The following is a 26,633-nucleotide window of genomic DNA, read 5'->3' on the forward strand; positions in this document are numbered from 1 at the left end:
AAGCGCAAGCGTGCGGGGTGGAATCTGGGCTATCTGGAGCGCGTCTTGGGTATCACTATTTAGATGCGATTGCCCTGAAGGGAGTGCTTTGATGCTACTGAATGAATAGCTTCTGATGCTTATTGGATAAGCGCTGCATGGCTATTTTACTTTTGATATGCGCTGATGCCGAGTGGGCGCGGTGGCCGGTGTGGAATGCTGTGTGATGGTGTGTATCAGGGTCTCGGCGAAGAACTGCCGGAGGATGCAAGAATAAGCGCGCACTCAACGTTGAAACTGAGCCGCGAGCGGCGGCTTGCCAGCCCGAGTCGGCTCGAGCGACTGGTTAGACATCGTCTTCGTGCCTTCCATGAATGGAAAGACATACGGAACGCCATTCCCAGTAGCCTGAAAGGAGATGGTTCGCTGCAATTATTCTGTCTATGAGCTTTTCGAGGGAGTCAACGGAGAACTGCAAGTACTCTTGCAGCATGCCCTCTTTGGACCCCTTCAGCCGTACGAACGTGTAGCCCTCTTCGTCGGTACTGCTCCAATCCGCATGCACGACGAGATTTCTCAGTCTTGCGATCTCACCGAGTTCTTGAACTAGCCCAGTAAAGGACTCAGGTTGAATCGCAAAGCACAAATGAAAGTCATCGGAGAAACGTTTGAAAAGATCCAGCTTGGCGCTGAACATGAGCTTCTGAATCACGATGAGGCCAGGTGTATCGCTCCGGTCAGAAATGACCTCGCAAATGAAGGAGTCGAGCGACTTCTCCACAGCATTGAAATACATGACGACCAAGCCAACGAGCGGCAACGAGTCGTCCAGATATGACTCCGCGAGCTCCTCATCCTCGATCGCATGCGACAAATGCTGGACGAATTGTCTGGTTCTTGTTCTCATAAGTCGCCGCGGCCAGCAAAGATGTCTAACGTCTAATTTCAGCGGACGCAGAAGGCGGTCCGTTGGATAGGAATGTTAATCGGGTAAGAAAAATCCGTGAAACCCGGCACGTTTGTGCTGTGGAAACTATAGCTTGCGGGGATCACTGCACCTTGTGTATGCGACCGGCGATTTTGGGCGCTGGTTGTTTGAGCGGTACAACGAAACGACAGCTGGGTGCGGGGAATCGTCTGTTGACTTTTTGGGTGCAGGTTCGCTTGCGCACGGCGCAGCAAAGTTTTAGTATTACGTTTGTAATTACTTGGAGGCTGCCATGCACATGCTCAAACTCACCCAGATTGGAAATTCCGTGGGGGTGGTGCTGCCCAAGGAAGCGTTGGCGCGGCTGAAGCTGGGCAAGGGCGAGTCCATCTTTCTGACGGAAACCCCCGACGGCTACGCGCTCACGCCTTACGACCCGGCGCTGGAAGAAGAAATCAGGGCCGGGCGTGAGTTCATGCACGAGTTCCGCGACACCTTTCACCAGTTGGCCAAATGAGCTGGCGCTGGATCAGCAAGCAGGCGCTGGTGCTGTTGCACGGCGAGAGCCTGGCCACCCACGGCGGGCGTGAAGGCATGCGCGACGAGGGCTTGCTGGAATCCGCACTCATGCGCCCGCAAAACATCGTCGCCTATGCGGATGCGGACAACGCCCCCGATGCCGCCGCGCTGGCGGCCAGCTACGGCGTGGGCATCGCCAAAAACCATCCGTTTGTCGATGGCAACAAGCGCGCGGCGTTTCTGGCGGTGGGTCTGTTTTTGTTCCTCAACGGCTTGCGACTGCAGGCCAGCCAGGCCGAGGCCACGGTCACCATGCTGACCGTGGCCGCTGGCGACATGCTTGAAGAAGACTTTGCCGCATGGCTGCGTGCGCACAGCGCGACGCGGGCATGAGAATGCTGTATGGATTCCAAGACATTTAGCCCTCAAGCGCTCTTGCAGCAAGCGCCACCAGCTATCAAATATATAGCTTGCGACGTGGCGTAACCCGGCGCTGGTGGCTCTATCTGGAACGCGGTCGAGCTTGCGATTTGCCGGGGCGGTGTTTCAGCAGCCTGGGAAGTCCATACAACGCCGCGCACCAAAGGGCCGTGAATACCGTCAGCAGCAGCACGGCGATAAAGGCAAAAATATCGGGCGCTTTCATCAGCGTGGTCATCAGCGAATCCTGGTAATAAAAGAACCACTGGTGGCCGTCGGGAAAGGCCTGTTCGTGAAACCAGTAAAACACCGCCTTGGGGCCGATGGCAAAAATGGCAGCGGCGATCACGGCAAAACCCACCAAAAATCCCCGAAGGATTTGATGCACGGGGGGCCAGAGCATGTGCCGTTGCCACAGGATGAAAATCAAGACGACCCACAGCGCCAGGCTGGCCATTCCCATGCCATACAGCACATCGACCAGATGGGCCACGTCCTGCAGGTGGATGATTTCTGCCTCGTGCAACAGGGCGGCGGGTTGCCCGTTTTTCAGGGGGTAGGTGATTTCGGCCAAGCCCTTGCCGCCCGCATGCACGGCGTCGCTGATTTGCCCAAACAGGCGCCAGTGATCCGGGGGCGTGGTGAATTCAAAATCCGCCTTGAAGCGGTTGTGGGGCGCGTATTGGGCAATGGTCTGGTCCAGCCCCAAAAGCCGGTAGCCCACCGGGTACGCAAAATGGTACTGCGCCAGCAATACCCAGCTGATCCAGGCAAGGGCGAGCAGCTGGCTGGTGAAGAACAAGGGCCAGAAAATGAATCGCTCTGTCATGGCACAGGGGTTTGGATCGCTCCGATTGCTATTTAAATGAGAGCTGCGGGTGAATTATGCATATGCGCTCGCAGCTCATTTCATGCTTGCCGTGGCTCAGCCGGCAGACAGCGTCATGTAGCCCATCATGGGCCAGTAAGTCAGCGAGAAAATCACCAGCAGCACCATGGCCACCAGGGTGAGGACGAAGCCGGTGCGCACGAAGTCGCGCGCGGTGAAGGTGTCGGTGCCGTAGGCAATCATGGCCTGGGGCGAGTTCACGGGCAGGATGAAGCCGATGCTCACCACAAACTGCAGCAGCATGGTCATGCCGATCACGTTGATGCCCGGCGTCTGCACGGCCATGAGCACGCTGATGACGATGGGGATCATGGTTGAGGCCAGGGCGGTGGCGCTGGCAAAGCCCAGGTGGATGACGATCAGAAACAGCGACAGCAGCATCAGGATGGCAAAGGCGCTGGCGTTCTGCAGGCCCAGGTTGGCCACGATGAGGTTGGCCAGCCAGCTGGCGGCGTTGGTCTTGAGCAGGGCCGAGCCCACGCTGATGCCCACGGCAAACAGCACAACGGTGCCCCACGGAAAGCCTTTTTGCGAGTCTTTCCAGCTCATCACGCCAATGCGCGGCGCCAGCATGATGGCGATGGCCGCGATGGTGGTCGATGAGGTGTCCAGGCTGTGCAGCACCTTCTCGGTGGACCAGAATGCCAGCAGGCCCAGCACCAGCGCCAGCAGCTTCCATTCCTTGGTGGTCATGGGGCCCAGTGCGTCGAGCTGGGCGCGGATGGCGGCCTTGCCGCCGGCGATATCGTCCATCTCGGGACGCATCATGCGCGTCATGATGAAGTAGAGCGCAACCGACAGCACGGCCGAGAACGGCGCACCGGCGATGAACCAGTCGGTCCAGGTGATGTCGTGGCCGAACTGCTTTTCGATGAAGCCGATGGCCACCATGTTCTGCGCGGCGGCGGTCTTGATGCCGATGTTCCATACGCTGGTGGTTTGCGCGGCGGTCAGCACCAGCAGCGCGGCAAAGCGGCTGCGCTTGTCCACGCGGAAGGCCAGCACAAAGCCCATCATGATGGGCATCAGGCAGGCAGCGCGCGCCGTGGCGCTGGGCACGATGAACGACAGCAAGAGGCCCACCACCATGGCGCCAATCACGATCTGGTTGGAGCGCGCCTCTACCTTGGACAGCACCGCGAGCGCAATGCGCCTATCGAGCCCCGTGGCCGTCATGGCGGCGGCAATGAAGCAGGCCGCCGCCACCAGCGCCACGGCGCTGCTGGAAAACCCCGACAGCGCCAGGTTCAGTGCCCCGCCGGTGCCCATGTCTCCCTCGGTCTTGCCCACCGCGGGTGCGAAGGCCAGCAAAAAGATCATCAGTGCGCCAATCACTACCGCGCTGACGGCGTAATCCATTGCCTCGGTCATCCAGACGATCACCGCAAAGGCCAGGATGCCCAGCATCACCTGGCCCGCCACCGGCAGGCCCTGCGCAGCGGGCATCAGCACGATGGCGGCCAGCGCAACCAGGGCGGCAATCAGGCCCGCGCGTTGCACCCAGCTTGCGCCGGGCGCCGCCGCAACGGGGGCAGGGGTTGCAGGGGATGTGCTCATGGGTTGTTCCTTGTTGTGGTGGCCGTGCCGGGAGCAAGCCTGGGCTCGGACAGCGCTCCTGAAATGATTGTGCTCCGCTGTGGGTGCAGCGGTTGTGACAAGGCTGACCGGCTTGCTCGGGCAACGGTGCTGCGTTATCCCGCACAGGTCTGGTTGCGTCCCAGGTCCTTGGCCTGGTAGAGGGCTGCGTCAGCGCGTGTGAGCATGGCTTCCAGGGAGTCCTGCGGGCCTTGCCAGGTGGCGACCCCGATGCTGAGCTGGCAATCGAGCGGGTGCCCTGCCTGGAGCAGGACATGGATGCGTTGTGCGACATGGCGGGCTGCTGCGGCATCGGTGTCAGGCAGCAGAATCAGAAATTCCTCGCCACCGTAACGGCCCAGCCAGTCTCCGCTGCGCAAGACAGACGCCGTGCAGGCCGTGAAATGCACCAGCACGGCATCACCGTGCTGGTGGCCGTGCGTGTCGTTCACCGCCTTGAAGTGGTCCAGGTCGAGCATCATGATCGACGGCCCTCGGCCATGGCGGCGGGCGCGCTCCAGTTCCTCGTGGCACCGCTGCATGATGGCGCGGCGGTTGAGCGTCTGTGTCAGCGAGTCGTGCATGGCCAGGTGCTCCAGCTCGGTGCGCACCCGGTCGGTCGCCAGCAGGACGGCGCCAATGGACAGCATCAGCACCGTCAGCACATAGGCGCCGATGTAGGCCGTCTGGAAATGCGAAGGCTCCATCGCGTCGCTGTCGGCCCGGCCCATGACGATCGAAGTGAAGCGCGCTACCAGTACCAGGATGTGCAACGCCAGCACGACCTGCACCAGCCGCATGGGAAAGCCCTTGCCGCCGTGGCGCCAGAGAAAGCGCAGATGCGCGCCATACAGCACCGCCATCAGCAGCGCGAAAATGGCAACCCGCAGTTGATAGCTGGGCGCGACGTAGGTCAGCCATGTCAGCACCAGCAGGGACGCGGCGGCAACGCTGCCCCACAAGATCCACCCTCCGCCATGCCCCAGGAACCGGCGGCTGCCGATGTAATAAACCGTTGCGCCCAGCAGCAGCGCCTGGTTCGCCAGCACGACGGTGAGGAAAGGGGAGAGTTGACCCCGGCCGCTGAAGAGCAGCGTTGCGACCAGCCACAGCACCGGGCTTGCTGCCCAATAGTCCAGCCCGCGGATGCTGGGCGGGTAGTTGCGCCGCATGACCCACAGCACCACCGCCATCATGGCCGACATGAGGCCGCCCAGGGCAATGAGGGAGCGCGGATCGAGTGGCATCTTCCGGCAGGGGGCGATGGGGTGGCGGTGTAAAAAAATGTTTATTTCAGTATAGCCAGACCATGTTTCCCGGCAGGGTGAATTTGTGGGCTGGCTGCCGGTGCGCAGTGCGGCTGCCGGGGGGCTGTGCGGGCTGCGGAAAAGCAGGGCGAAAAAAAGCCACCCACGGACCGGGTGGCTTGCCGGGTGCTGGCGCCGGACCGTTCAGGCAGGGGTGGTCACACGTTCCATGCGCGTCAGCGGCAAGGCTTCGTCGGCGCTGGCGGCGTTCTGCATCACGAAGTTGAATTGGGTGCGCGTGAAGGGCGCGCTGATGCCCAGCGACTCGTAGCCTGCGGGTGCCACGTTCCTCTCCAGGCCCACGATCAGGCCATCGCGCGTGGCGAAGGCAAAGTCGTCGTCGATGTAGCTGTCGCCAGGAATGTTGACCTGCGTGGTCAGTGTGCGCATGCCGGGGGCTGCCACCAGGAAGTGGATGTGCGCAGGACGGTTGCCATGGCGGCCCAGGGCCTCAAACAGCTCGGACGTGGGGCTGTTCGGGGGAATGGCATAACCCGGCGGCAGGAAGGAGCGGAAGCGGTACTGGCCCTTGGCATCCGTCTCGATGCGGCGGCGCAGTTCGTAGGGTTTCATGCCAGGGAAGAAGTGCGAATAGCCGCCCTGCTCATTGGCATGCCACACGTCCACCGAGGCGTGGGCCACGGGCCGGCCGTTCAGGTCCAGCACCTGGCCTTCCATCACGAACACCTCGCCCTTGGGCTCGCCCTCGTCCAGGCGCACTTCGCCCTGGGACATGGGGGCACCGGCCACAAACAGCGGGCCTTCGATGGCGCGCGGCGTGCCGCCTGTGCGGCCGGCCTTGGCGTCGGCTTCGTCGGCGCGGATGTCGATCAGGCGGTCAAACCCAAGGCCTGCGGTGATCAGGCCCGTCTGGCCCGCGGCACCCAGGCGCGTGAGCCAGCCGGCCGCGGCCCAGAATTCGTCGGGGGTCACATCCAGTTCGTCGATGGTCTTGAACAGGTCGGTGACGATGCGCTCGGTGAGCTGGCGCACGCGTGCATTGCCGGGGGCGATCTTCCTGGTGTTGACCAGTTCCAGCAGCTGGGCTTGGGTGAGTTCGGACATGGACGTCTTCTCGGTGGGATGGGGTGGAATAAAGGCAGGTGAAATCAGTCGAGCTTGATGCCGCGCTCGGTGATCAGCTTGGTCCAGCGATCGGACTCACGGGTCAGGTGCTTGGCCAGTTCGTCGGGCGTGGAGCCCACGGGCTCGGCGCCGATGGATTCAAAGCGTTTGGCCACCTCGGGGTCCTTCATGGCGGCCAGCAGGGCTGCGTTGAGCTTGCTGACGATGGCCTTGGGCGTGGACGCAGGCATGAACACGGCAAACCATGGCGATACTTCGTAGCCGGGCACGCCCGCCTCGGCCAGCGTGGGCACATCGGGCAGGGTGCTGGAGCGCTTGGCCGTGGTCACGCCCAGGGCGCGCAGCTTGCCCGACTGGATGTGCGGGCGTGCCGAGGTGATGCTGTCGAACATGTAGTTGACCTGCCCGCCCAGCAGGTCGGACACGGCGGGGCCGCTGCCCTTGTAGGGGATGTGCAGCATCTCGATCTGCGCCAGCGAGGTGAACACCTCGCCCGCCAGGTGGATGGAGGTGCCGTTGCCAGCCGAGGCGTAGGTGAGTTTGCCGGGTGCCTTGTGCGCGGCGGCGATCACGTCCTTGACGCTCTTCACGTCGGGCTGGGTGGCGTTGGTGACCAGCACGTTGGGCACCACGGCCAGCAGGCTCACGGGGGCGAAGTCCTTGATCGGGTCGTAGCTGAGCTTGCCGTACAGCGGCTTGTTGGTGGCCATCCCGATCGAGGTGATCATCATGGTGTAGCCGTCGCCGGGCTGCTTGGCCACGTAGTCGGCACCAATGTTGCCGCCCGCGCCGGGCTTGTTCTCGATGACGAAGGGCTGGCCCAGCGTCTTGCCGGCCTTCTCGCCCAGCGTGCGGGCGATGGCGTCCATGGCGCCGCCGGGCGGGAAGGGCACCACCCAGCGGATGGGCTTGGCGGGCCAGTTGGCCGCGGGGGCCTGGGCGTGCGCAGCGGGCAAGGCGGCAAGGGCCAGACCGGAGGCCAGCAGTGCCAGCGTCTGTCGTTTCATCATGGTGGGTGTCTCTTTATGGGATTGCGAAGGCTCAGATGGCCGAGGGGTGCTGCGCCAAGGGGGTGACGGAGATCTTCATGAACGGGAACAGCGGCAGCCCTTGCAGCAGTTGGTGCAGTTCGTCGTTGGACGCCACATCGAAGATGCTGTAGTTGGCGTATTCGCCCACCACGCGCCAGATGCTCTTCCAGCGGCCGTCGCGCTGCAGGTCTTGCGAATAGGCCTTTTCGCGGGCCTTGATCTCGTTGGCTTCTTCCACGGGCAAGTCGCGCGGAATGTTCACATCCATACGTACCAGAAACAGCATCGGTGTTCTCCTTAAGCGGGGGTGGGGGTGTGTGCGGCCATATCGACATGCACGGCGGTAAGACCCTGGCGGGCGCGGTCGAAGCGCTCGATCTGGGCCAGCGAAACCTCGACGCCAAAGCCGGGGCCATCGGGCAGCTGCAGCTCGAAATCGACGATGGGCATCTGGCGTTCGACGATGTCGTCCACCAGCAATTGGGGGCCGAACAGCTCGCAGCCGTGGTGCTGTTTGCCCAGCGTGGCAAACACATGGGCCGATGCGGCGCTGCCCAGCGATGTCTCCAGCATGGTGCCGCCGTACCAGCCGATGTCGGCCGCTTCGGCCACGGCCGCCACCTTGCGTGTGCGAATCAGGCCGCCATGCTTGGCGACCTTGAGCGAAAACACATGGCTGGCTTTTTCACGCGCCAGCATCATGGCGTCCTGCGGTGTGCACACGGTTTCGTCGGCCATGATGAGGGCGCCATCGAGCGTGGCAGTGAGGTTCTTGAGCACCTCCACGTTCCACTGCGCCACGGGCTGTTCGATCAGCGTCACGCCGGCCTCGACCAGCTGCGGCAGGTAGCGGCGCGCGGTGTTGCCGTCCCAGGCCTGGTTCACGTCCACGGTGAGCGTGGCCTTGCCCTGCAGGCCGCGCGCGATCTGCGACACATGGGCCACGTCGTCCTGCGGCGCGCGGGCGCCGATCTTCATCTTGAAGATGTGGTGGCGCTTTTGTTCCAGGCGCAGATGGGCTTCCTGCAGGTCACGCTCCACGTTGCCGCTGGCCAGCGTCCAGGCCAGGGGCAGGCTCTGGTGCACCTTGCCACCCAGCAGCTGCCAGGCGGGCAGACCCAGCGTGCGGGCCGCGGCGTCGATCAGCGCCATCTCCACCGCGCTCTTGGCAAACGCATTGCCCTTGCAGGCCTTGTCCATGCGCGCCAGGGCGGCTTCAAAACCGCCCGCATCCTGGCCGACGAGGGCGGGGGCCAGGTAGTGGTCGATGGCGTGCAGGATGCTTTCGGGCGACTCTTCGTTCCATGATGGGCCGCCGATGGTGGCGGCCTCGCCAAAGCCCGTGGCGCCATCCTGGAGCCAGACCTGAACAATGACCGGACTCTGGCGGCTGATGGAGCCAAACGAGAGCTTGTGCGGGCGGATCGTGGGAATGTCCAGAATCCGTGCCTGCATGCGTTCGATGGTGAAACGGCTGTGCATCGCTGTGTACCTTTTTTGGATGGACCAGGAAATGACGCTGGCCCACCGGTGGACCAAAAAAATGCAAGGTTAGGTTTAATTCCTATGACGTTCCAATGATTTATTTGCGACTTATCATTCGACTGAATCGAACGAATGAATGGGGGGTGTCTTGATGGAAATCCGGCAACTGCGCTACTTTCTCGACATCGCCCAGACCGAGCATCTCACACAGTCGGCGCAGAACCTGTTTGTCACGCAGTCCACCTTGTCGCACGGGCTGCGCCAGCTGGAGCAGGAACTGGAGATACAGCTCTTTGACCGGCTGGGCCGGGGCTTGCGGTTGTCGCAGGCGGGTGCGGCTTTCAGGGTGCATGCCGCCCGCGCGCTGCAGGAAATCGAGGCCGGGCGCATGGCGCTGGCCGACATGACGGGGCTGCAGGCGGGCATGCTCACCGTGGGTGTCATTCCCACCTTCCTGCACACCCTGGTGCCGGCCACGGTGGCGGCCTTCAGCATGGCCTATCCCAAGGTGAACATCGTGGTGCGCGACCTGCGCGCCGGGCCCATCGAGGAGCAACTGGTCGCGGGCCTGCTGGATGTAGGCATCGCCTTTCACCCCACGCAGCGTGAGGAGATCGAGACCGAGCCCCTGTTCGAGGAGCGCATGCAGCTGGTGGTGAATCGCGCCCACCCGCTGGCGCGCCGCCGCACCCTGGCCGTCAAGGCCCTGGCCGGGGTGTCGCTGGCCATGCTGCCGCGCGCCTTTGCCACGCGCCGCCTGATCGACGACAGCCTGCGCGAGGCCGGCGTGCAACCCTGGGTGCGGGTGGAGATGGAGTCGGTGGAGGGCCTGATCGACGTGTGCCGCTGGGGCGAGCTGGCCTGCATCGTGCCCGAGCGTGCCGCACGCCAGGCGCCGGACATGCAGGCCATCCCGCTGCATTCGCCGCAGATGGTGCGCCACGCCGGCATCCTGTGGCGGCGTGGCGCCTCGCGCAGCCGGGCTGCCGTGGAGTTTGCGGCCTTGCTGCGGCCACGGCATCGGCTGCCCGGTGTGGGGCGGATATTGGAATGAAGAAGACCGATGGCGCTGATGGAAAAACACAAAATGCTCTATAAGTGATAGCAATTGTGCTCATGCGCGAGGCGCTGCGAACGGCGCTGCTGCAGGCGCGTTGTGAGCCCGTGGCGCCGTCCGCCGGTCAGGGCGTGTTCGTCTTGGGCTGAAAATCGCAGTAGGGCGCCACCCGGCATTCCCAGCAGCGCGGCTTGCGTGCCTGGCACACGTAGCGGCCCAGCAGGATCAGCCAGTGGTGCGAATCCACGGCGTAGGCGGCGGGCACCCGCTTCATCAGCTGCAACTCCACCGCCAGCGGGTTCTTGCCGGGCGCCAGGCCGGTGCGGTTGCTCACGCGAAAGATGTGTGTATCCACCGCCATGGTGGGCTGGCCGAAAGCCACGTTGAGCACCACATTCGCCGTCTTGCGGCCCACGCCGGGCAGGGCTTCGAGCGCTTCGCGCGTGCGCGGCACCACGCCAGCGTGCTGCTCGACCAGGATGCGGCAGGTTTCCATCAGGTGGCGCGCCTTGCTCTTGTACAGGCCAATCGTCTTGATGTAGCCCTCCAGCCCGTCCAGCCCCAGGTCCAGGATGGCCTGCGGCGTGCCCGCCACGGGGAACAGCTTGCGTGTGGCCTTGTTCACGCCCACGTCGGTGGCCTGGGCCGACAGCAGCACGGCGGCCAGCAGCTCGAACACGGTGGTGTATTCGAGCTCGGTGTTGGGCAGCGGGTTGGCTGCTTTCAGGGTGGCAAAAAAAGGTTCGATCTGCGCGGTTTTCATGGCGGGCAGTGTAGGGGCTGCGTGTCCGCAGCGGCCCGTGGATGCCCGTGGGCCGGAAATCTGCATGCCGATTGGCGACAATGTGCGATCTCCTGCCCACCTGAAATCCAAGCCATGCAATTTGCCGACCGCCTGAACAATGTAGAAACCTCCGCCATCCGCGAACTCTTCAAGCTGCTGGGCAAGCCCGGCATCATCAGCTTTGCGGGCGGCTTCCCCGACAGCGCCATGTTCGACGTGGACGGCATCCGCGCCGCCAGCAATGCCGCCCTGGCCGAAGAGCCCGGCGCCGCGCTGCAATATGGCGCCACCGAGGGCTACAACCCGCTGCGCGAGCAGCTGGCCGCCTTCATGGCCAGCAAGGGTGCCAAGGATGTGGCGGCCGACAACCTGATCGTCACCACCGGCAGCCAGCAGGCCCTGGACCTGCTGGGCAAGACGCTCATCAGCCCCGGCGACAAGGTGATTGTGGAAGGCCCGACCTTTCTGGCCACCATCCAGTGCTTCCGCCTGTACGGCGCTGAACTCATCAGCGCGCCCATCGATGGCAACGGCGTGAAGACCGATGAGCTGGAAAAGCTCATCGCCGAGCACCAACCCAAGTTCGTTTACCTGATTCCCACCTTCGGCAACCCCAGCGGCGCCATGCTGAGCCTGGAACGCCGCAAGGCCGTGCTGGAGATGGCCGTCAAGCACAACACGCTGATCGTCGAGGACGACCCCTACGGCGACCTGTACTTTGGCGACGCGCCTCCCCCCAGCCTGCTCAACCTGTCGGCCACTGTGCCCGGCAGCCGCGAGCTGCTGGTGCATTGCGGCAGCTTGAGCAAGGTGCTCTCGCCCGGCCTGCGCGTGGGCTGGATGATTGCCCCGGCCGAGCTGCTGGCCAAGGCCACCATGTGCAAGCAGTTCAGCGATGCGCACACCAGCACCTTTGCCCAGGCCACGGCCGCGCAATACCTCAAGGCCGGCCGCATGCCCGGCACGCTGGCCCATGTGCGCAAGGTGTACGCCGAGCGCGCCCAGGCCATGGGCAACGCGCTGCGGAACGACCTGGGCGATGCCATCGAGTTCGTGCAGCCCCAGGGCGGACTGTTTGTGTGGGCGCGCCTCACCGGTGCGGGCGGCAAGGTGGTTGACGGCAATGTGCTGGCCAAGCGTGCCATCGACAAGGGCGTGGCCTTTGTGCCCGGCACGCCGTTCTTCTGCGCCAACCCCGACCACGCCACCTTCCGCCTGTCGTTCGCCACGGCCGATGCGGACAAGATCCGCGAAGGTGTGGCGCGCCTGGCCCAGGCAGTGTGACCTGTCCATCCATGCCAGATACCAACAACCTCGGCAACATCCTCCAGCGCCTGGAAAACCTGGAGGTCAAGGCCAGCTTTACCGAAGACTTGCTGGACCAGCTGAACATGACCATCTACCAGCAGCAGCAACTGATCGACCGGCTCACGCATGAGATCATCGCCCTGCGCCAGCAGGCGCCCGAGGGCGGCTCCAACGGCCCGCGCAACCTGCGCGACGAGCTGCCGCCGCATTACTGAGCGCCAGAACTCCCCATGTCGTCCTCTGCTGCCACTCCGGCGCCGTACCCGCACCTGCTGGCGCCGCTGGGTCTCGGCTTCACCGCGCATCGGATGGGCGGCACGCTGGAGGCCGGCGAGCTGGATGCCAAGCGCGCCATTGACCAGGCGGCACGGCTTTAACGGCAGGCGCTGCAGAGGCGATCACCACAGTACCATGCGGTGCCGGGCTGCACATGGGGTGCCGGGCCGGTGTTCTCCGCTGTTCCCGTTCTTCAGGTCTGTTCCATGCAATACCGCAACCTTGGCAAAAGCAATCTCCAGGTCTCCCGTCTGTGCCTGGGCACCATGATGTTTGGCGACCAGACTTCCCGTGAGGAAGCTGCCGCCATCGTGTCCGATGCCCATGCCCAGGGCGTCAACTACATCGACACGGCCGACGTGTACACCAAGGGTGCCTCCGAATCCATGCTGGGTGGGCTGCTGCGTGGCCAGCGCCACGACTGGGTGCTGGCCACCAAGCTGGGCAACCCCATGTCAGTCCGCGTGAACGAGGTGCACTACTCGCGCAGCTGGATGCTGCGCGAGGTCGAAGCCAGCCTGGGACGGTTGCAGACCGACCATGTGGACATTCTTTACCTGCACCGCGACTACAACGGCATGAACCTGGAGGAGCCGCTGTGGGCGCTCGACGCCCTGCTGCGCGCGGGCAAGATCCGCTACTGGGGCGTTTCCAATTTCCGGGGCTGGCGCATCACGGAACTGGTGCACCTGGCCCGGCAGATGGGCATGCCCGGCCCCGTGGTGTGCCAGCCTTACTACAACCTGCTCAACCGCATGCCCGAGGTGGAGGTGTTGCCGGCCTGCGCCTACCACGGCCTGGGCGTCACGCCCTACAGCCCGGTGGCGCGCGGCGTACTCACGGGCAAATACCTGCCCGGCCAGCCGCCGGTGGAGGGTTCGCGTGCGGCACGGGGTGACAGGCGCATCGCGCAGACCGAATGGCGCGAAGAGTCGCTGCAGATCGCCCAGACCCTGCAGCAGCATGTGCAGGCGCGGGGCGTGACGCTGGCGCAATTTGCCACGGCCTGGGTGCTGGCCCATCCGGCGGTGAGCTCGGTGATTGCCGGGCCCCGCACGCTGGCGCAGTGGCAGGATTACGCGCCCGCGCTCGGCTACACCCTGACCCCGGAAGACGAGGCGCTGGTGAATTCGCTGGTGGCGCCGGGCCATCCGTCCACGCCGGGATACAACGACCCGGCCTACCCGCTGGACGGGCGCTAACCGGTTCGTGGGGCGCGGCGCTGCGGCACCTGTGCCGGCGTCGATTTGCCCCTGGCCGGGGTGAGGCAGTTGCCGCAGGCGGTACGATCGCCCATGAAGAAAACTTTCCAGCTCCACATCGAAGGCAAGAACAGCGACCGCGTCCTGGATGCCATCAAGCATGAAATCCGCAAGTACATCAAGCGTGAGCGCGGCCGCCCCGTGCCTGCCGGCGCGGACTTCTGGGACTTTGACTGCAAGTTCGGCAGCACCGCCGAAAACGCCGCAGTCGCCCATCTTTCCGCCTTGATCGGCCTGATTGACGGCGTGGTCCGCGAAGGCGGGACGCAGTTTTATGTCGAAATCCTGGCCAAGGGCGGGCATCGCCAGGCCCGTCCTGCGCCGGCGGGTGAAGAAGGCGAGGGCGGCGCCACCAGCGACGGCAACGGCGCCGACGGATCCGCCGACTGATCGCCCGGTCTCAATCCTGCCCGGCCGCCGCCTGCGCTGCTGCGGCCGCGGCGCGCAGCTTGTCTTTCTTGCTGGGCCGCTTGCCCTTGATGCCTCCGGTGCTTGCGGGCGCGGCCTCTGGCGGCACTTCGGTGGGCTCGAAACCCGCGATCTGTTCGCGCGGCAGGGCGAGGTGCTGGCGCTTCTCGATCAGGCGCCAATGCGCCTCGGTGTCTGCGCTGACAAAGCTCACGGCCACGCCGGCCTCGCCGGCACGCCCGGTGCGCCCGATGCGGTGCACGTAATCCACGGCAGAGCGGGGCAGGTCGTAGTTCACCACGGCGGGCAACTGGGCGATGTCGATGCCGCGCGCGGCCAGATCAGTGGTCAGCACCACCTGCCAGCGCTCGTCCTTGAATTCCTGCAGCACCTGCTTGCGTGCGCCCTGGCTCAGGCCGCCATGGAAAGGCGTGGCAAAAATGCCGGCCTTGTAGAGTTTTTCGGCCACATGCTCGGCGGCATATTGCGTGGCCACGAACACCAGCACGCGGCTCCATTGATGCTGCTGCACCAGGTGGCGCAGCAGCTGCGTGCGGCGGCTGGCGTCCACTGCAATGGCGCGTTGCACGATGGCGGGCGCACTGCCGGGGGTGTCGGGCACGGTCACGCGCACGGGCTCGTGCAGCAGTCCCTCGGCCAGTGACTGCACTGCGGTGGGGAACGTGGCCGAAAAGAACAGGTTCTGCCGCTGCGCTGGCAGCAAGGCCAGCACGCGGTTGAGTTCGTCGGCAAAGCCCAGGTCGAGCAGCCGGTCGGCCTCGTCCAGCACCAGCAGCTGCACGGCAGAGAGCTTCAGGGCGTTGTGCTCCACCAGATCGAGCAGGCGGCCGGGCGTGGCAACCACGACATCGGCCCCACCACGCAGCGCCATCATCTGCGGGTTGATCGAGACGCCGCCAAACACCACGGCCACCTTGGGCGGCTGCGCCAGGTGCTGGCCCAGGCTGCGAACCACTTCACCCACCTGGGCGGCCAGTTCGCGCGTGGGCACCAGGACGAGGGCGCGCACCCGCCGCGGTGTGTGGGCCGCGCCGGCTTGCAGCCGCTGCAGCAGGGGCAGGGCAAAAGCGGCCGTTTTGCCGGAGCCCGTCTGGGCCGAGCCCACGACATCGGCGCCGCGCAGGATGGCCGGAATGGCGGCCTCCTGGATGGGCGTGGGCGTGGCAAAACCCAGGGCGGTGGCGGCCTGGACGAGGGCGGGAGAGAGACCGAGGGCAGAAAATGGCATGGTGTGGAGCAAAGAATTCAGGCCACCCACCCTGGCGCCACTGCGCACAAGGCCATGGCCCGCAAGAAGGGCGGCGCCGCAGTCTGCGGGCGTGCATTGTGCGCCACCCGCGCGGCTGGCGATAATCGCAGCCTGCCTGCCCCGGCGCTGCACAGGCCTTTTGACACCATGAACCTTGCTTTTGATTCATCCACCATCACCCACAGCATCCAGCTGGCCGTGGCCCCGGTGTTCCTGCTCACCGCCGTGGCCGGCATGATCGGTGCGGTGGCCGGGCGCCTGGCGCGCATCATCGACCGGGCCCGCGTGGTGGAAGACCGGGCCCGCCACTCCGATGAGGCCGAGTTTCTCGAGCGCGCCGTGATCGAGCTCGGCTACCTGCGCACCCGCGGGCGCATGGCCAATGGCTGCATCGGCCTGCTCACCCTGTGCGGTTTTCTGATCGGCGTGACCATCATCCTGCTGTTTCTGGGCGAGACCACCGATTTTCGGGGCCACACCTGGGCCCTGGCGAGTTTCTTGAGTGGCGTGCTCTCATTCCTGCTGGCGCTGGTGCTCTTTTTCGTGGAGACGGTGATGGCCACGCGCATCCTCAATTTCCACATGCTGCGCTCGCCGTTGCCGGCTCCCGTGCCAAAGCAGTCTTGAGGTTTGCCGCATGAAATCCTTGCGTGATCTGGCAGGCCTGGGCGGCCTGGTCTATTCCACCGACCATGGCCGCATGTGCCCCGGCTGCCGCCAGCCGCAGGCGCAGTGCGTGTGCAAGGCCGCGCCCGTGCCTGCGGGCGACGGCATCGTGCGCGTTGCGCGCGAGACCAAGGGGCGCGGCGGCAAGGCGGTCACGGTGGTCAAGGGCGTGGCGCTGGATGCCGATGCGCTGGTCGCGCTGGGCAAGCAGCTCAAGGCCGCGTGCGGAAGCGGCGGCACGGTGAAGGACGGCGTGATCGAGGTGCAGGGCGACCATGTGGAGCGCGTGATTGAGGCGCTGAAAAAAAGCGGCCACCAGGTCAAGCGCGTGGGCGGCTGATGATGGACCCCGCCCAGCTGCAGCGCCTGGTCACGGTGACCATGCCCTATGGCAAGTACAAGGGCCGCGTGCTGGCAGATCTGCCCGGCAATTACCTGAACTGGTTTGCCCGCGAGGGCTTTCCGCGCAGCGACCTGGGGCGTCTGCTGGCGCTGATGCACGAAATCGATCACAACGGACTGTCGCCACTGCTCGAACCCCTGCGCGCCGCCGCCCGCTTGCCGCCGCGCGCGCAAACCGACTGAGTTTTCTTCTGCGCGCCGAGGCTGCAAATCCCGCGAAGGGAAGCGTGCGCGATTTGGGTAAGGTGGCTCTGGCGCGCGTATTGAAAGCGCTATGAGCTATTAAAAACAGAGCATTCAGGCGTTTTTCACCGCGATTGCATCACCCTCGCGCCGCACTGTCCACCAGCCCACCCGCGCCAGCCAGCCCAGCGCCAGCAACGCCGCCAGACCCACCAGCCATTGCCCCAGGCGCGCCTGGTCGTCCAGCAGGTAGGCGTTGCACAGGCGCAGCGGCGTGTCGATGTAGAGTTGGCCCACCACGGCGGTCATGGGCAGCACATTGCCGAGGAAGAAGCCCTGCACCACCAGCCCCGCGGCGCGCCACGACAGCCGCAGCGCCGCGCCCGCGCCCAGCAGTGCAGCGCACTTGGAGATTTCGATGGCGGGTTCGCGCAGCGCCAGGTCGAGCACGCGCGGCACCATCAATACGGCCAGCACCCCGGCCACCAGCACCAGCCCGGCGATGCCGTGGGCGTTCCAGCGGGAGACCACGGTGTGCGCGCGCGGCGGCAGCGCGGCCGCCAGCAGCGCACCGACCCCCATCAGCAGTGGGAACTGCAGCACCATGTGGCGCCACATGCTGGCCTCCAGCGCCTGGCGCAGCGCGGGCCAGGCCAGCAGCGCGCACAAGGCCAGCCCCAGGGCGGCCTGGGTGCGCGGCGTGCAGCGTGGCCAGGGTGTCATGGCGCGTTCCGGGCGAGGTGGCGCGCGTAGTCCAGCGCGAGCTGCTGCTCGGTGATGTCGAACACGCGCACCATGCGGCCGCGCGCATCGAACACCAGCAGCGCGGCGTTGTGCTCGTAGTCGCCCCGGCCGTTGGGCACCACCACCACGCCCAGGCGGCGAAGCAGGGCCTGCTGCTGCGCCGCGTCGGGCACGCGCGCGAAGCGCCACAGCGCCGGGTCGGCGTGCAGCCCGCGTGCATAGGCGAGCAGCACGGCCGGGTGGTCGTGCGCGCCATCGAAGCTGATGGACAGCAGGCGCACGTTCGCGGGGTGGCCCGCCTCGGCATCGGCCTGCAGCGCCGCCTGCAATTGCTGGAAGGTGCTGCCCAGCGACAGGCAGACGGTCTGGCAGCGTGTGTAGATGAAGTCGGCGATGGTCGCGCCGCCGTCCTGCGCCAGCAGCGCGGGCAGGTCGGGGGCGGCCACGCCCGGGCCGTCCACCGCCACGCGTGGTGCGTCCACGGGGTGCAGCGCCACTTCCAGGCGGCGCGCGCCCTCGTCGGTCCAGACCTGGAAGCCGTGCGTGAGCCAATTGGCCGCTGCCCAGCCGCACAGCGCCAGCAGCAGGCTCAGCACGGCGGTGCGCAGCATGGCTTCAGCGCGCCAGTGCCTGCAGCGCGGCGCCGCCCTCGAACGGCGTGGTGCGGTCGCTGGCCTTGCGCTCCTGCGCGATCAGGTCGGGCGCCACGGCAGCGGCCTGGTTGCCCCAGGCACTGCGGACATAGCTCGCCACGGCGGCGAGTTCGGCATCGCCCAGTTGCTTGAAGCTGGGCATGGCGCCCTGGTAGCTTTTGCCCGCCACGGTGATCTCGCCCGTCACGCCGTGCAGCAGGATGTTGGCCAGCACGCGCGGCTCGCCCTTCACCCACTCCGAGCCCGCGAGCGGCGGGAACACGCCCGGCAGGCCCTGGCCCGTGGCCTGGTGGCAGGCTGCGCACTGCGCGGCGAACAGCGCCTTGCCGTCCACGGCAGCACCTGCAGCGGCCGGCGCGGGGCCAGAGAGGTCGGCCACCGTGCGGCGGTCACCCAGGGCGGCGTTACCGAAGGGCTCGGACAGGAAGATGTAGCCCACGCCGAACAGCACCATGGCCAGCGTGATGGCGGCGGCTACCAGCGGCACGGGGCGGATGCGTTCCTCGGGGTCGGCGTTCTCGCGCTGTTGCGCGCGGTGGGTGTCGTCTTGGGACATGGCGGGTGCCTCTCAGGATGCGGGACGGGCGGCCGGGCCGGCGGCGCTGCGCGGCGGGGGCGGCAGCACGGGGTAGGTGTGGTCCAGGCCCTGCAGGTACTTCACGAGGTCCAGCGCCTCGGGGCGTGCCACGACCACCTTGCCCTCGGGGCCCTGGCCCGGCGGCAGCTTGACGACCTCGTCGCCCGGCTCGGCGGCGGCCTTGGTTTCGAACAGGTACGGGTAGGACGGCATGATGGACCCCGGCACATAGGCGCGCGGCTGGTACAGGTGGCCCAGGTGCCAGTCCTTGCTGGGCTGGCGCGCGCCGATGTTGAACAGGTCGGGCCCGGTGCGCATGCTGCCCAGCAGGTGCGGCTTGTCGTACACGTAGTCGCCCGGCACCGAGGCGCGGCCCCAGCCGCGTGCATGGTCGGGGCCGAGGTTGCGGTCGCGCGGCTGCTGCGTGTGGCAGTACACGCAGCCGTTGGCGATATAGACCTCGCGCCCGCGCAGCTGCGCGCTGGTATAGGGCTTGAGTCCTTCGGGCGGCGTGATGTCGCGCACCTCCATGTAGGGCAGCACCACCAGCGCCGCCGTGGCCACGGCCAGGGACACCATGGCCCCTGCCGCCAGCTTGATTTCATTTTCCATGGACCAACTCCAGTGCCTTGGGAGATGCCGGTGCGAACAGGGCGGCCCCCGTGCGCGCCGGGCCGAAGCGCAGCGCCATGGCCAGGAAGTGGCCGGCGAAGACGAGGTGGCTGGTCACCATCAGCGCGCCGCCCACGCTGCGCCACTGCAGGTAGGGGATGGTCAACGCGACCGACTCCATGAAGGGCCGCGAAGCGTCGAGCATGGCCAGGCCTTGCAGCCAGCCGCCGATGGTCAGGCCGACGAAGTAGATGCCGATGCCGATGGCCGCGAGCCAGAACTGCAGCGAGATGAGGCGCGGGTACGGCCACTCCCAGTTGAGCACGCGCGGCAGCATGAAGTAGATGGCGCCGAACAGCACCATGGTGACGAAGGCATAGGCCCCCAGGTGCGCATGCGCCACCGTGAAGTGCGTGAAGTGCGCCACCTGGTTGACGCTGCGCAGCGCCTCCAGCGAGCCCTGCACCGACGACAGCATGTACATCAGCCCGCCGAACATCATGAAGCGCAGCGTGGGCGAGTGGCGCACCAGGTGCATGCGGCCCCACATGGTGCCCGCCATGTTGATGGTGAAGGCCGCCACGGGGATGATCATCATCATGCTCTGCACGATGGACAGCGTACTCAGCCAGCCCGGAATCGGCCCACCGATCAGGTGGTGCCCGCCCACCTGGCCGTAGAAGAAGGCCAGCGTCCAGAAGCCCAGGATGGACAGGTTGTATGAACGCACCGGCCGGCCGATGATCTTGGGCAGGAAATAGTAGATGGCGCCCACGCTGATGGGCGTGAACCACAGGCCCAGCACGTTGTGGCCGTACCACCAGTTGGTGGTGGCCTGCTGCACGCCGGTGTGCACGCCGGGCAGCTTGCCCACGAGGAACAGCAGCGTGATCCACAGCAGCGCCGCCACCAGGTACCAGACGCTCACGTACAGGGATTCGACCTTGCGGTTGACCAGCGTGTACAGCACCGGCCCGATGATGCAGAGGAAGCCCGCGACGATGAACAGGCCGATCTGCCACGGCATCTCCAGGTACTCCATGCCGTCGCTCCAGCCCGCGCCAATGGCGCCGATGGCGCTGGCGATGCCCGCATTGATGAGCGCACCGCCCAGCATCACCCACACGGCGCCGATGAGCGGCGTGCGCAGCAGGCGCGGCAGCAGCCAGACGATGAGGCCGAGCGCGGCGTTGGTGATCCAGCCGTAGAGGACCGCCGTCAGGTGCATGGTGCGCACGCGGCCGAAGGTCTGCCAGGCCTCGCCCACCAGCCAGTCGGGCATGTGCAGCTTGAGTGAGGCCGTGAGCCCCGCCGCGGAGCCCAGCACCAGCCAGAAAATGGCGAAGGCGATGAACATGAACACGGGGAAGGCGCTGGAGCGGTCGGCCTGCACGCGGTGCTCCAGCTCTTGCGGGTCGGGGGCATGGCCCTCGTGCGCGTCGTCGCCCGGCTCGGCGGCAGCCGCTTGCAGGTGAGCACGCCCGGCATCCTGCAGCGCCGGATCGTCGATCTGGCCGATCTCGCCGCGCGCGAAGATGACCGAAGCCGCCCGGGGATTTTCAACCAGCAGGCCCTTGCGCATCGACCAGATGAAGACAAACAGTCCCATGATCGACAGCAGGAAGGCCCCTAGCAAACTCAGTATTGCACTGTCCATGGGTGGGTTTCCTTGTGGTTCTGGCGTGCGCCGCACGCCGCTTTTTTGATGCACTACAAGGACCCATCAGAAATCCTGTGGTACGCGCTGGTGCGTCGGATTTTAAGATTCATGAAAAATGTATATTTATGCGCGCATCCAAGCCCCTGACGGTGGAAGTGTTAAAGCATACTGGGGTGGAACCACGTACCCCATCCAAAGGCCACGAACCGGTTTTAAAGGCGAAAAGGGCGAAAGTGACGGCGGCCTATCTGTAGGCGCTATTGGCTATGTTTTTGATGGCTTTGATGCTCACGCTTTCTCTGCCGGCACCAGCCATTGGCGGGCTGCCGCCATCACGCAATCAGTCAGTCGCTCCAGGCTGGTCTGGGCCGAGCGCGCGTGCACCCAGTACAGCGGCATGGTCATGCCGGTGCCGGGCAGCAGTTCCATCAGGGTGCCGGCGCCGAGCTGGCGCTGGATCAGCCAACGGGGGTGCATGCCCCAGCCCATGCCTGCCTCGCAGCCGCGCACAAAGCCATCGTTGGACGGCACAAAGTGCTTGGGCGGACTCTGGCGCGAGGCCAGACCCTGCCGTTGCAGCCACTGTTCCTGGAGGCGGTCCTTGCGGTCGTAGGTCATCATCGGCGCGTGGGCGATGGCCTCGGTGGTGACGCCGTGCGCGAAATGCTGCGCCACAAAGGCAGGGCTGGACGCTGCCACGTAGCGCACCGATCCCAGCGGCCAGGTGTTGCAGCCCGCAATGCTGCCCGCGCTGGCCGTGACGGCGGCCAGCACATCGCCTTCCTTGAGGCGCTGGGCCGTGTGGTCCTGGTCGTCGATGCGGATGTCCAGCAGCTCGTTGCCGCCGCCTGTGAAAGCGGCCATGGCATCCATGAACCAGGTGGAAAGCGAATCGGCATTCACCGCCAGCTTGAGCGTGGGGGGCGTGGCGTGGCCGTCGGGCATCAGCGTGGGGTTGGTGCGGCGCAGCTCGTTTTCGAGCAGCGCCACCTGCTCCACATGCAGGCACAGCCGCCGCCCGGCCTCGGTGCCGGTGCAGGGCGTGCCGCGCAGCACCAGCACCTGGCCCGTGCGTTCTTCGAGCTGCTTGATGCGCTGCGATACCGCCGAGGGCGTGACGTGCAGCCGGCGGGCCGCGCGTTCGAAGCTGCCTTCGCGCACCACGGCGGCCAGGGCCTGGAGTCCGATGTAGTCAAGCATGAAGAACTGCTAACTTTGATTCAGATGAATTAATTTTACTTAATCCATACCGCCGCCCAGAATCGGTGCCATGTGGACTGCCCATGCTTCTTCTTCGTGGCTCGCCGGATTCACCGTCTGCCTCTCGCTGATCGTTTCGATCGGGGCCCAGAACCTGTATGTGCTGCGCCAGGCCGTCAGCGGCCAGCATGTGCGCGCCTGCGTGGCGTGGTGCGTGGCCAGCGATGCGCTGCTGATCGGCGTGGGCGTGGCCGGCATGGCGCAGTTGCTGGGGCGCTCGCCCGCGCTGGCTTATTACCTCACCGTGGGCGGCGCCATCTTTCTGCTGGCCTATGGCCTGTTTGCCTGGTGGCGCGCGCTGGTTGCGCCGGATGCCAGCCTGGGTGCTCCGCAGGACGCGGCCCCGCGGGGTCTGCTGGGTGTGCTGGGCACCCTGGCGGTGATCACGCTGTTCAACCCCCATGTCTACCTGGACACCGTGGTGCTGGTGGGCTCGATTGGTGCGCGCCAGGACGGCGGCCTCAAGTGGGTGTTCGTGGCAGGGGCGGCCTCGGCCAGCCTGGTGTGGTTTGCGGCTTTGGCGCTGGCCGGGCGGCGGCTGCAGGGCCTGTTTGCCGATCCCCGCGCCTGGCGGGTGCTGGATGCGCTCACGGGCTGCATGATGCTGGTGCTGGCGTGGTGGGTGTGGCAAGGGGTGGCGGGCTGAGGCCGGCTGGCAATGCCAAGGGTGAGTTTGTCGGGGATGCTGCCTTGTGTTGCTGCTCTGCGGCGGCTGGGCCGCGCAGGTGAGCCCGTCCCCATTTTTCGCCACGAAACCACGCACCATGCAACCCGCTTTGGTCATCCGCCACTTTCGTGGTCACGGGTTCGGGCAATCGGTACAACTCAACTACGGCAGCGCCATGAACAGCCGCTGCAGCGACACGGCTTTTAGCCAGGGCCGGGCGGTGAACCTGGATGAAACCCGGAGTTCAATGGCCGGCTTCTGACGGATGATCCCCGGCGCCATCGCCAAACACCGGGTGCGTGCCGAAATACCCGAGAAACAGATTGCGGGCAATGCCGTGGGCAGTGACCTGCAGGTCGTGCGCCACCTCGGGTGCGAACAGTCGGGTGGTCTGTTCGCCCCACAGGCGCACCCACACGGCGAAATGCGCGGGTGTCACGCCCTGCAATGCCATGTGCTTGCCAAAGACGTTGCCACGAAAGCTCTTGCTGCCCAGCGCAACGGTGCTCCAGAAGTCCACCATGCGCGCCAGATGGGGCTCCCACCGATCACGCAGGGCCTCCTCGAACACGGGGCCCAGCAGGGCGTCGGCCCGGACCGCGGCATAAAAGCTGTGCACCAGCTCGGTCAGGCTTTCCACGCTGGGCGTGCGCCACCCGCCGGTGTTGTCCGCATCGTCCGGCGCCTGGCGGGGCGCAGAGGGGTTCAGCTGCATCCGCAACCCGAGGAGCCGCAGCCTGCAGCCGCAGCAGGCGCGGCCTCGAACTGGGGAAACAGCACGTTGTTTTCGATGTGGATGTGGTTGACCAGGTCGTCGCCAAACTGGGCAATGCCGGCGTACAGCGCGCGCCAGGTGTTGCAGGCACCGGTGGGCGGCGTGGCGTCGTGGGTGAGGGCGTTCAGCTGGTCAAGGGCCGCGCCATGGTCCGTATGCTCGGCACGCATCATGCCGATGGGCTGGCCCACGAACGGGTTGCCGCCCGACTTGAGCATGGGAAACAGGATGGCTTCTTCCTTGTGCATGTGCGACAGCAGTTCTTGCTGGATTTCTTCGAGCAGGTCGCCCAGTCCGGTGGGCACATCGGGGTTGGCGCGGTGCACGGCTTCCACGCGGTGCGCCATGCGGATCAGCTCGGGCAACTGCACGCGATGCACGTCATGGTAGCGCGTGAGGATGTGGTCGATCAACGCGCCGGGTTCTTCCACCCCGGGCAGGGCGCTGGGGCGCTGCAGGGCTGCCAGCTCGGCCAGCACGGCATTCACGTCCAGACCTTTCTCGGCCGCGGCCGTTGCCAGGGGGACCTGGCCGCCGCAGCAAAAATCGAGTTTCAGGCGCCGGAACACGGCGGTGGCGCCGGGCAGCTGGACCGCAATCTGGCCGATTTGCTGATCGGCACTCAGGGCGGCAGGGGCGGATGCGGTGGATTCCAGACGGGCGTTCATGGCGAGGTCCTTTTAAGATTCATATGATGTGAATATTTTATGGCATAAAATTCATATCCACTACCTCTTTTAATTGACCTGTGGCAATCCAATGCGTCTGACCCAATGGACCGATTACACGCTGCGTGTGCTGATGTATTGCGCGGCGACTGAAGGGCGTGTGCAACCCGTCACCATCAGCGAGGTGGCGGAAAGCTATGACATTTCACGCAGCCACCTCACCAAGATTGTCCAGGAGCTGTCTGCCCAGGGCCTGCTGGAAACAACGCGTGGGCGCGGCGGCGGCATGCGCCTGATGAAACCCGCCGCAGAGATCAACATCGGTGCCGTGGTGCGTGCCACCGAAACCGATTTCAACCTGGTCGAATGCTTTGACCCCGCGCAAAACCAGTGCCGGCTGAGCAGCCACTGCTACCTCAAGGGCGTGCTGGGCCAGGCCATGCGGGCCTTTCTCGCCGTGCTGGACAAGGTGACGCTGGCCGATTTGCTGGCCGAACCCCAGAGCGTGGTGGCGATGCCCCAGTCGCGCCGCCTAGCGGCGGCGCAGCCGGTGCCGGGGTTGCCGGATGCGGCCGGGTAGCGCCTGAAAACTTCTGTGTGACTGCCGGTTTCTGGCTGGGTGCAGAAAGGGGCTTTTTTCTCAGGTCCGCAGCACTTCGAGAAGCCGGTCCAGCCCCCCCTGGTTGATGGCAATCTTGGCTTGCGCACGCACGGCCGGCTTGGCGTGGTAGGCCACCGACAGGCCGGCGGCACCCATCATGGGCAGGTCATTCGCGCCATCGCCCACGGCAATCGCCTGCGCTGGCGAAATACCCATGAGCGAGGCCACTTCCAGCAGCGTGCGGCGTTTTTCTGCACCGTCGCAGATATCGCCCCAGGCCTGGTCCACCATGCGGCCGGTGAGCAGGCCATTGTCCAACTCCAGCAGGTTGGAGCGGGCAAAGTCGATGCCCAGGCCCGCCCGCACGCGGTCGGCAAAGAAGGTGAAGCCGCCCGACACCAGCAGCGTGGTGAGGCCGGCGGCCCTGGCGGCGGCGATCAACTCTTTGGCGCCGGGGTTGAAGCGCAGGCGCTCGGTGAACACCTGCTCCATGTGCTGCACGGTCACGCCCTTGAGCAGGGCTACGCGCTGGCGCAGGCTTTCCTTGTAGTCGGTGATGAGGCCTTGCATGGCGGCCTCGGTAATGGCCGCCACTTCGGCCTTGCGGCCGGCGGCATCGGCGATTTCGTCCACGCACTCGATGTTGATGAGGGTGGAGTCCATGTCAAAGGCAATCAGCTTGTAGCTCGACAGGGACAGCGGGGGCTCAATGCCCTGGACAACAAGGCCCGGGGCGAATTCGGTGGCGTGGGTCATGGGAAACGGGGCTGCGTCATGGATGCGAAGGGCGCAATGTTAGCCCGTCGGATGGTGCACCCACCACCGCAGGGGCCTGTGGAACCCGGTGCTCAGCGGGAGCGCGGTAACCGTGGGGCGGGTTCTGCCGCCTACTTGGGATGCCCCAGGTAGAGCGGGTCGGACCAGGTGGCCAGCCATTGCGGTTTGAAGGCCACGAAAATGGCCGTGAGCATGCCGGTGACAAACGCATCACCCCAGGCCATGAGCCAGCGTGCCACCAGTGAGAGCTCGTCGCCCACCCCCGGCAACTGGTGGCCGCTCCATTGCGACAAGGCCCCCGAGGCAAAGAGGCACAGCACCGTGCCCAGAAAGGCGCGGCCCAGCACATAGACAAAGAGGTGGGTTCCGAGAAACCGCCGAATCAGTGCCCCCACCATCAGCGCAAGGGTGGCAGGCACCACGCCTTGCCAGGCGATGGCTCCCAGCGCCTCGGGCCAGCCCATGGCGGATGACAACAGGCAGGCGATCACCCCCACCTCGATGAGTGCCGGGATCGCCAGCGGCCAGCCCAGCATCAGCACCACCATGCATGCACCCGACCACTGCAGTTGCAGCGGCATGGCATGCAGCGTGGGCAGGGCCCACATCCAGGGCAGCAGCACCAGCGTGGCGAGCAGCGGTGTCCACAGTGCGGCTGGGGCACCCCGGGTTTCGTGCGCCAGCGGCGTGCGGCTGGCCAGCATGCGCCAGGGCCGTGCGGCCAGGGCGGCAGCCAGGGCAAGGAGGGTGAGGGTGGCTTCCAGCCACATGATCGTTTGCTATTGGTTGATAGCTCTGACGCTT

Annotated in this window: 33 protein-coding genes; 13 read left to right on the plus strand and 20 right to left on the minus strand. The window is 65.6% G+C overall.

Annotated elements, in window-relative coordinates:
• Positions 1–325: 325 nt before the first annotated feature.
• Positions 326–853, minus strand: a complete 528-nt coding sequence (locus tag AC1RDS_RS03535; RefSeq protein ID WP_348689407.1) for a hypothetical protein — start codon at positions 851–853, stop codon at positions 326–328.
• A 346-nt stretch (positions 854–1,199) separates the two neighbouring features.
• Here AC1RDS_RS03535 and AC1RDS_RS03540 point away from each other — a divergent pair, with 346 nt between their 5' ends.
• Together AC1RDS_RS03540 and AC1RDS_RS03545 are read left to right on the plus strand one after the other, a co-directional pair.
• Complete coding sequence (locus AC1RDS_RS03540; protein ID WP_092697992.1) at positions 1,200–1,424, plus strand: AbrB/MazE/SpoVT family DNA-binding domain-containing protein; 225 nt, start codon at positions 1,200–1,202, stop codon at positions 1,422–1,424.
• A complete protein-coding gene (locus tag AC1RDS_RS03545; RefSeq protein WP_092697982.1) occupies positions 1,421–1,819 on the plus strand; it encodes a type II toxin-antitoxin system death-on-curing family toxin in 399 nt (132 codons plus the stop codon). The genes AC1RDS_RS03540 and AC1RDS_RS03545 overlap by 4 nt, the downstream gene beginning before the upstream one ends.
• 109 nt (positions 1,820–1,928) lie before the next feature.
• Here the strand turns inward: AC1RDS_RS03545 and AC1RDS_RS03550 are convergent, their stop codons facing one another.
• The 7 genes from AC1RDS_RS03550 to AC1RDS_RS03580 all read right to left on the minus strand — a co-directional run bounded on the left by AC1RDS_RS03550 (position 1,929) and on the right by AC1RDS_RS03580 (position 9,216).
• A complete protein-coding gene (locus AC1RDS_RS03550; protein WP_092697981.1) occupies positions 1,929–2,675 on the minus strand; it encodes a lipoprotein intramolecular transacylase Lit in 747 nt (248 codons plus the stop codon).
• A gap of 96 nt (positions 2,676–2,771) precedes the next feature.
• Entirely contained in the window at positions 2,772–4,292 is a 1,521-nt protein-coding gene (locus AC1RDS_RS03555; RefSeq protein WP_092697980.1) for an SLC13 family permease, read from the minus strand.
• Between the two features lie 134 nt (positions 4,293–4,426).
• Positions 4,427–5,557: a GGDEF domain-containing protein gene (locus tag AC1RDS_RS03560; RefSeq protein ID WP_092697979.1), complete on the minus strand. Its 1,131-nt coding sequence runs from the start codon at positions 5,555–5,557 to the stop codon at positions 4,427–4,429.
• 204 nt (positions 5,558–5,761) lie between these two features.
• On the minus strand, positions 5,762–6,682 hold the full coding sequence (locus AC1RDS_RS03565; RefSeq protein ID WP_092697978.1) for a dioxygenase family protein: 921 nt from the start codon (positions 6,680–6,682) through the stop codon (positions 5,762–5,764).
• Between the two features lie 44 nt (positions 6,683–6,726).
• A complete protein-coding gene (locus AC1RDS_RS03570) occupies positions 6,727–7,710 on the minus strand; it encodes a tripartite tricarboxylate transporter substrate binding protein (protein ID WP_208859712.1) in 984 nt (327 codons plus the stop codon).
• Between the two features lie 34 nt (positions 7,711–7,744).
• Entirely contained in the window at positions 7,745–8,020 is a 276-nt protein-coding gene (gene catC / locus AC1RDS_RS03575) for a muconolactone Delta-isomerase (RefSeq protein WP_026435659.1), read from the minus strand.
• 11 nt (positions 8,021–8,031) lie between these two features.
• Positions 8,032–9,216: a muconate cycloisomerase family protein gene (locus tag AC1RDS_RS03580; RefSeq protein ID WP_092697976.1), complete on the minus strand. Its 1,185-nt coding sequence runs from the start codon at positions 9,214–9,216 to the stop codon at positions 8,032–8,034.
• Between the two features lie 154 nt (positions 9,217–9,370).
• Here AC1RDS_RS03580 and cynR point away from each other — a divergent pair, with 154 nt between their 5' ends.
• Positions 9,371–10,273 carry a transcriptional regulator CynR gene (gene cynR, locus AC1RDS_RS03585; protein WP_092697975.1) on the plus strand — a complete coding sequence of 301 codons (903 nt, stop codon included), beginning with the start codon at positions 9,371–9,373 and terminating at the stop codon, positions 10,271–10,273.
• Between the two features lie 127 nt (positions 10,274–10,400).
• On the opposite strand, the gene nth is transcribed toward cynR, so the two are convergent.
• A complete protein-coding gene (gene nth / locus AC1RDS_RS03590; RefSeq protein WP_092697974.1) occupies positions 10,401–11,039 on the minus strand; it encodes an endonuclease III in 639 nt (212 codons plus the stop codon).
• A 114-nt stretch (positions 11,040–11,153) separates the two neighbouring features.
• Between nth and AC1RDS_RS03595 the strand changes: the two genes are divergently transcribed.
• The 5 genes from AC1RDS_RS03595 (at position 11,154) to AC1RDS_RS03615 (ending at position 14,296) form a co-directional block, all read left to right on the plus strand.
• A complete protein-coding gene (locus AC1RDS_RS03595) occupies positions 11,154–12,344 on the plus strand; it encodes an aminotransferase-like domain-containing protein (protein WP_092697973.1) in 1,191 nt (396 codons plus the stop codon).
• An 11-nt stretch (positions 12,345–12,355) separates the two neighbouring features.
• A complete protein-coding gene (locus tag AC1RDS_RS03600) occupies positions 12,356–12,583 on the plus strand; it encodes a SlyX family protein (RefSeq protein ID WP_092697972.1) in 228 nt (75 codons plus the stop codon).
• Between the two features lie 15 nt (positions 12,584–12,598).
• On the plus strand, positions 12,599–12,745 hold the full coding sequence (locus AC1RDS_RS03605) for a hypothetical protein (protein WP_159433776.1): 147 nt from the start codon (positions 12,599–12,601) through the stop codon (positions 12,743–12,745).
• Positions 12,746–12,850: 105 nt separating this feature from the next.
• Entirely contained in the window at positions 12,851–13,846 is a 996-nt protein-coding gene (locus AC1RDS_RS03610) for an aldo/keto reductase (protein WP_092697971.1), read from the plus strand.
• Positions 13,847–13,939: 93 nt separating this feature from the next.
• Positions 13,940–14,296 (plus strand): DUF6172 family protein, encoded by a 357-nt coding sequence (locus tag AC1RDS_RS03615; protein WP_092697970.1) that lies wholly within the window; start codon positions 13,940–13,942, stop codon positions 14,294–14,296.
• 10 nt (positions 14,297–14,306) lie between these two features.
• Here the strand turns inward: AC1RDS_RS03615 and AC1RDS_RS03620 are convergent, their stop codons facing one another.
• Positions 14,307–15,563 (minus strand): DEAD/DEAH box helicase, encoded by a 1,257-nt coding sequence (locus AC1RDS_RS03620; RefSeq protein ID WP_092697969.1) that lies wholly within the window; start codon positions 15,561–15,563, stop codon positions 14,307–14,309.
• Positions 15,564–15,731: 168 nt separating this feature from the next.
• Between AC1RDS_RS03620 and AC1RDS_RS03625 the strand changes: the two genes are divergently transcribed.
• The 3 genes from AC1RDS_RS03625 to AC1RDS_RS03635 are packed head-to-tail and all read left to right on the plus strand — an operon-like array spanning position 15,732 to position 16,835.
• Positions 15,732–16,211 (plus strand): DUF2721 domain-containing protein, encoded by a 480-nt coding sequence (locus tag AC1RDS_RS03625; RefSeq protein WP_092697968.1) that lies wholly within the window; start codon positions 15,732–15,734, stop codon positions 16,209–16,211.
• Between the two features lie 10 nt (positions 16,212–16,221).
• Positions 16,222–16,590: a translation initiation factor Sui1 gene (locus AC1RDS_RS03630; protein WP_092697967.1), complete on the plus strand. Its 369-nt coding sequence runs from the start codon at positions 16,222–16,224 to the stop codon at positions 16,588–16,590.
• 2 nt (positions 16,591–16,592) lie between these two features.
• Positions 16,593–16,835, plus strand: coding sequence for a DUF3820 family protein (locus AC1RDS_RS03635; RefSeq protein ID WP_092697991.1), 243 nt, complete (start codon positions 16,593–16,595; stop codon positions 16,833–16,835).
• Positions 16,836–16,949: 114 nt separating this feature from the next.
• On the opposite strand, the gene AC1RDS_RS03640 is transcribed toward AC1RDS_RS03635, so the two are convergent.
• The 6 genes from AC1RDS_RS03640 to AC1RDS_RS03665 all read right to left on the minus strand — a co-directional run bounded on the left by AC1RDS_RS03640 (position 16,950) and on the right by AC1RDS_RS03665 (position 22,281).
• Positions 16,950–17,558 (minus strand): hypothetical protein, encoded by a 609-nt coding sequence (locus tag AC1RDS_RS03640; RefSeq protein ID WP_092697966.1) that lies wholly within the window; start codon positions 17,556–17,558, stop codon positions 16,950–16,952.
• Positions 17,555–18,190, minus strand: coding sequence for an SCO family protein (locus tag AC1RDS_RS03645; RefSeq protein ID WP_092697965.1), 636 nt, complete (start codon positions 18,188–18,190; stop codon positions 17,555–17,557). Before AC1RDS_RS03645 ends, AC1RDS_RS03640 begins: the two co-directional genes overlap by 4 nt.
• 4 nt (positions 18,191–18,194) lie before the next feature.
• On the minus strand, positions 18,195–18,788 hold the full coding sequence (locus AC1RDS_RS03650) for a c-type cytochrome (RefSeq protein WP_092697964.1): 594 nt from the start codon (positions 18,786–18,788) through the stop codon (positions 18,195–18,197).
• 12 nt (positions 18,789–18,800) lie between these two features.
• A complete protein-coding gene (locus AC1RDS_RS03655) occupies positions 18,801–19,421 on the minus strand; it encodes a cbb3-type cytochrome c oxidase subunit II (protein WP_092697963.1) in 621 nt (206 codons plus the stop codon).
• Positions 19,411–21,078 carry a cbb3-type cytochrome c oxidase subunit I gene (locus AC1RDS_RS03660; RefSeq protein WP_092697962.1) on the minus strand — a complete coding sequence of 556 codons (1,668 nt, stop codon included), beginning with the start codon at positions 21,076–21,078 and terminating at the stop codon, positions 19,411–19,413. Before AC1RDS_RS03660 ends, AC1RDS_RS03655 begins: the two co-directional genes overlap by 11 nt.
• 291 nt (positions 21,079–21,369) lie before the next feature.
• Complete coding sequence (locus tag AC1RDS_RS03665; RefSeq protein WP_092697961.1) at positions 21,370–22,281, minus strand: HTH-type transcriptional regulator ArgP; 912 nt, start codon at positions 22,279–22,281, stop codon at positions 21,370–21,372.
• A gap of 70 nt (positions 22,282–22,351) precedes the next feature.
• Here AC1RDS_RS03665 and AC1RDS_RS03670 point away from each other — a divergent pair, with 70 nt between their 5' ends.
• The gene (locus AC1RDS_RS03670; protein WP_092697960.1) at positions 22,352–22,987 is read left to right on the plus strand and encodes a LysE/ArgO family amino acid transporter; all 636 of its coding nucleotides are present in this window, start codon (positions 22,352–22,354) and stop codon (positions 22,985–22,987) included.
• A gap of 265 nt (positions 22,988–23,252) precedes the next feature.
• Here the strand turns inward: AC1RDS_RS03670 and AC1RDS_RS03675 are convergent, their stop codons facing one another.
• The gene (locus tag AC1RDS_RS03675) at positions 23,253–23,723 is read right to left on the minus strand and encodes a group III truncated hemoglobin (protein ID WP_244273651.1); all 471 of its coding nucleotides are present in this window, start codon (positions 23,721–23,723) and stop codon (positions 23,253–23,255) included.
• Entirely contained in the window at positions 23,714–24,451 is a 738-nt protein-coding gene (gene ytfE / locus AC1RDS_RS03680) for an iron-sulfur cluster repair protein YtfE (protein WP_092697959.1), read from the minus strand. The genes AC1RDS_RS03675 and ytfE overlap by 10 nt, the downstream gene beginning before the upstream one ends.
• A 91-nt stretch (positions 24,452–24,542) precedes the next feature.
• Between ytfE and AC1RDS_RS03685 the strand changes: the two genes are divergently transcribed.
• Positions 24,543–25,031 (plus strand): RrF2 family transcriptional regulator, encoded by a 489-nt coding sequence (locus AC1RDS_RS03685; RefSeq protein WP_092697958.1) that lies wholly within the window; start codon positions 24,543–24,545, stop codon positions 25,029–25,031.
• A gap of 60 nt (positions 25,032–25,091) precedes the next feature.
• Here AC1RDS_RS03685 and serB read toward each other — a convergent pair whose 3' ends face one another.
• A complete protein-coding gene (gene serB / locus AC1RDS_RS03690; protein WP_092697957.1) occupies positions 25,092–25,808 on the minus strand; it encodes a phosphoserine phosphatase SerB in 717 nt (238 codons plus the stop codon).
• Between the two features lie 131 nt (positions 25,809–25,939).
• A complete protein-coding gene (locus AC1RDS_RS03695) occupies positions 25,940–26,599 on the minus strand; it encodes a hypothetical protein (RefSeq protein WP_092697956.1) in 660 nt (219 codons plus the stop codon).
• Positions 26,600–26,633 lie beyond the last annotated feature (34 nt).

It is taken from the genome of Acidovorax sp. GW823-FHT02H02, from assembly GCF_058797075.1.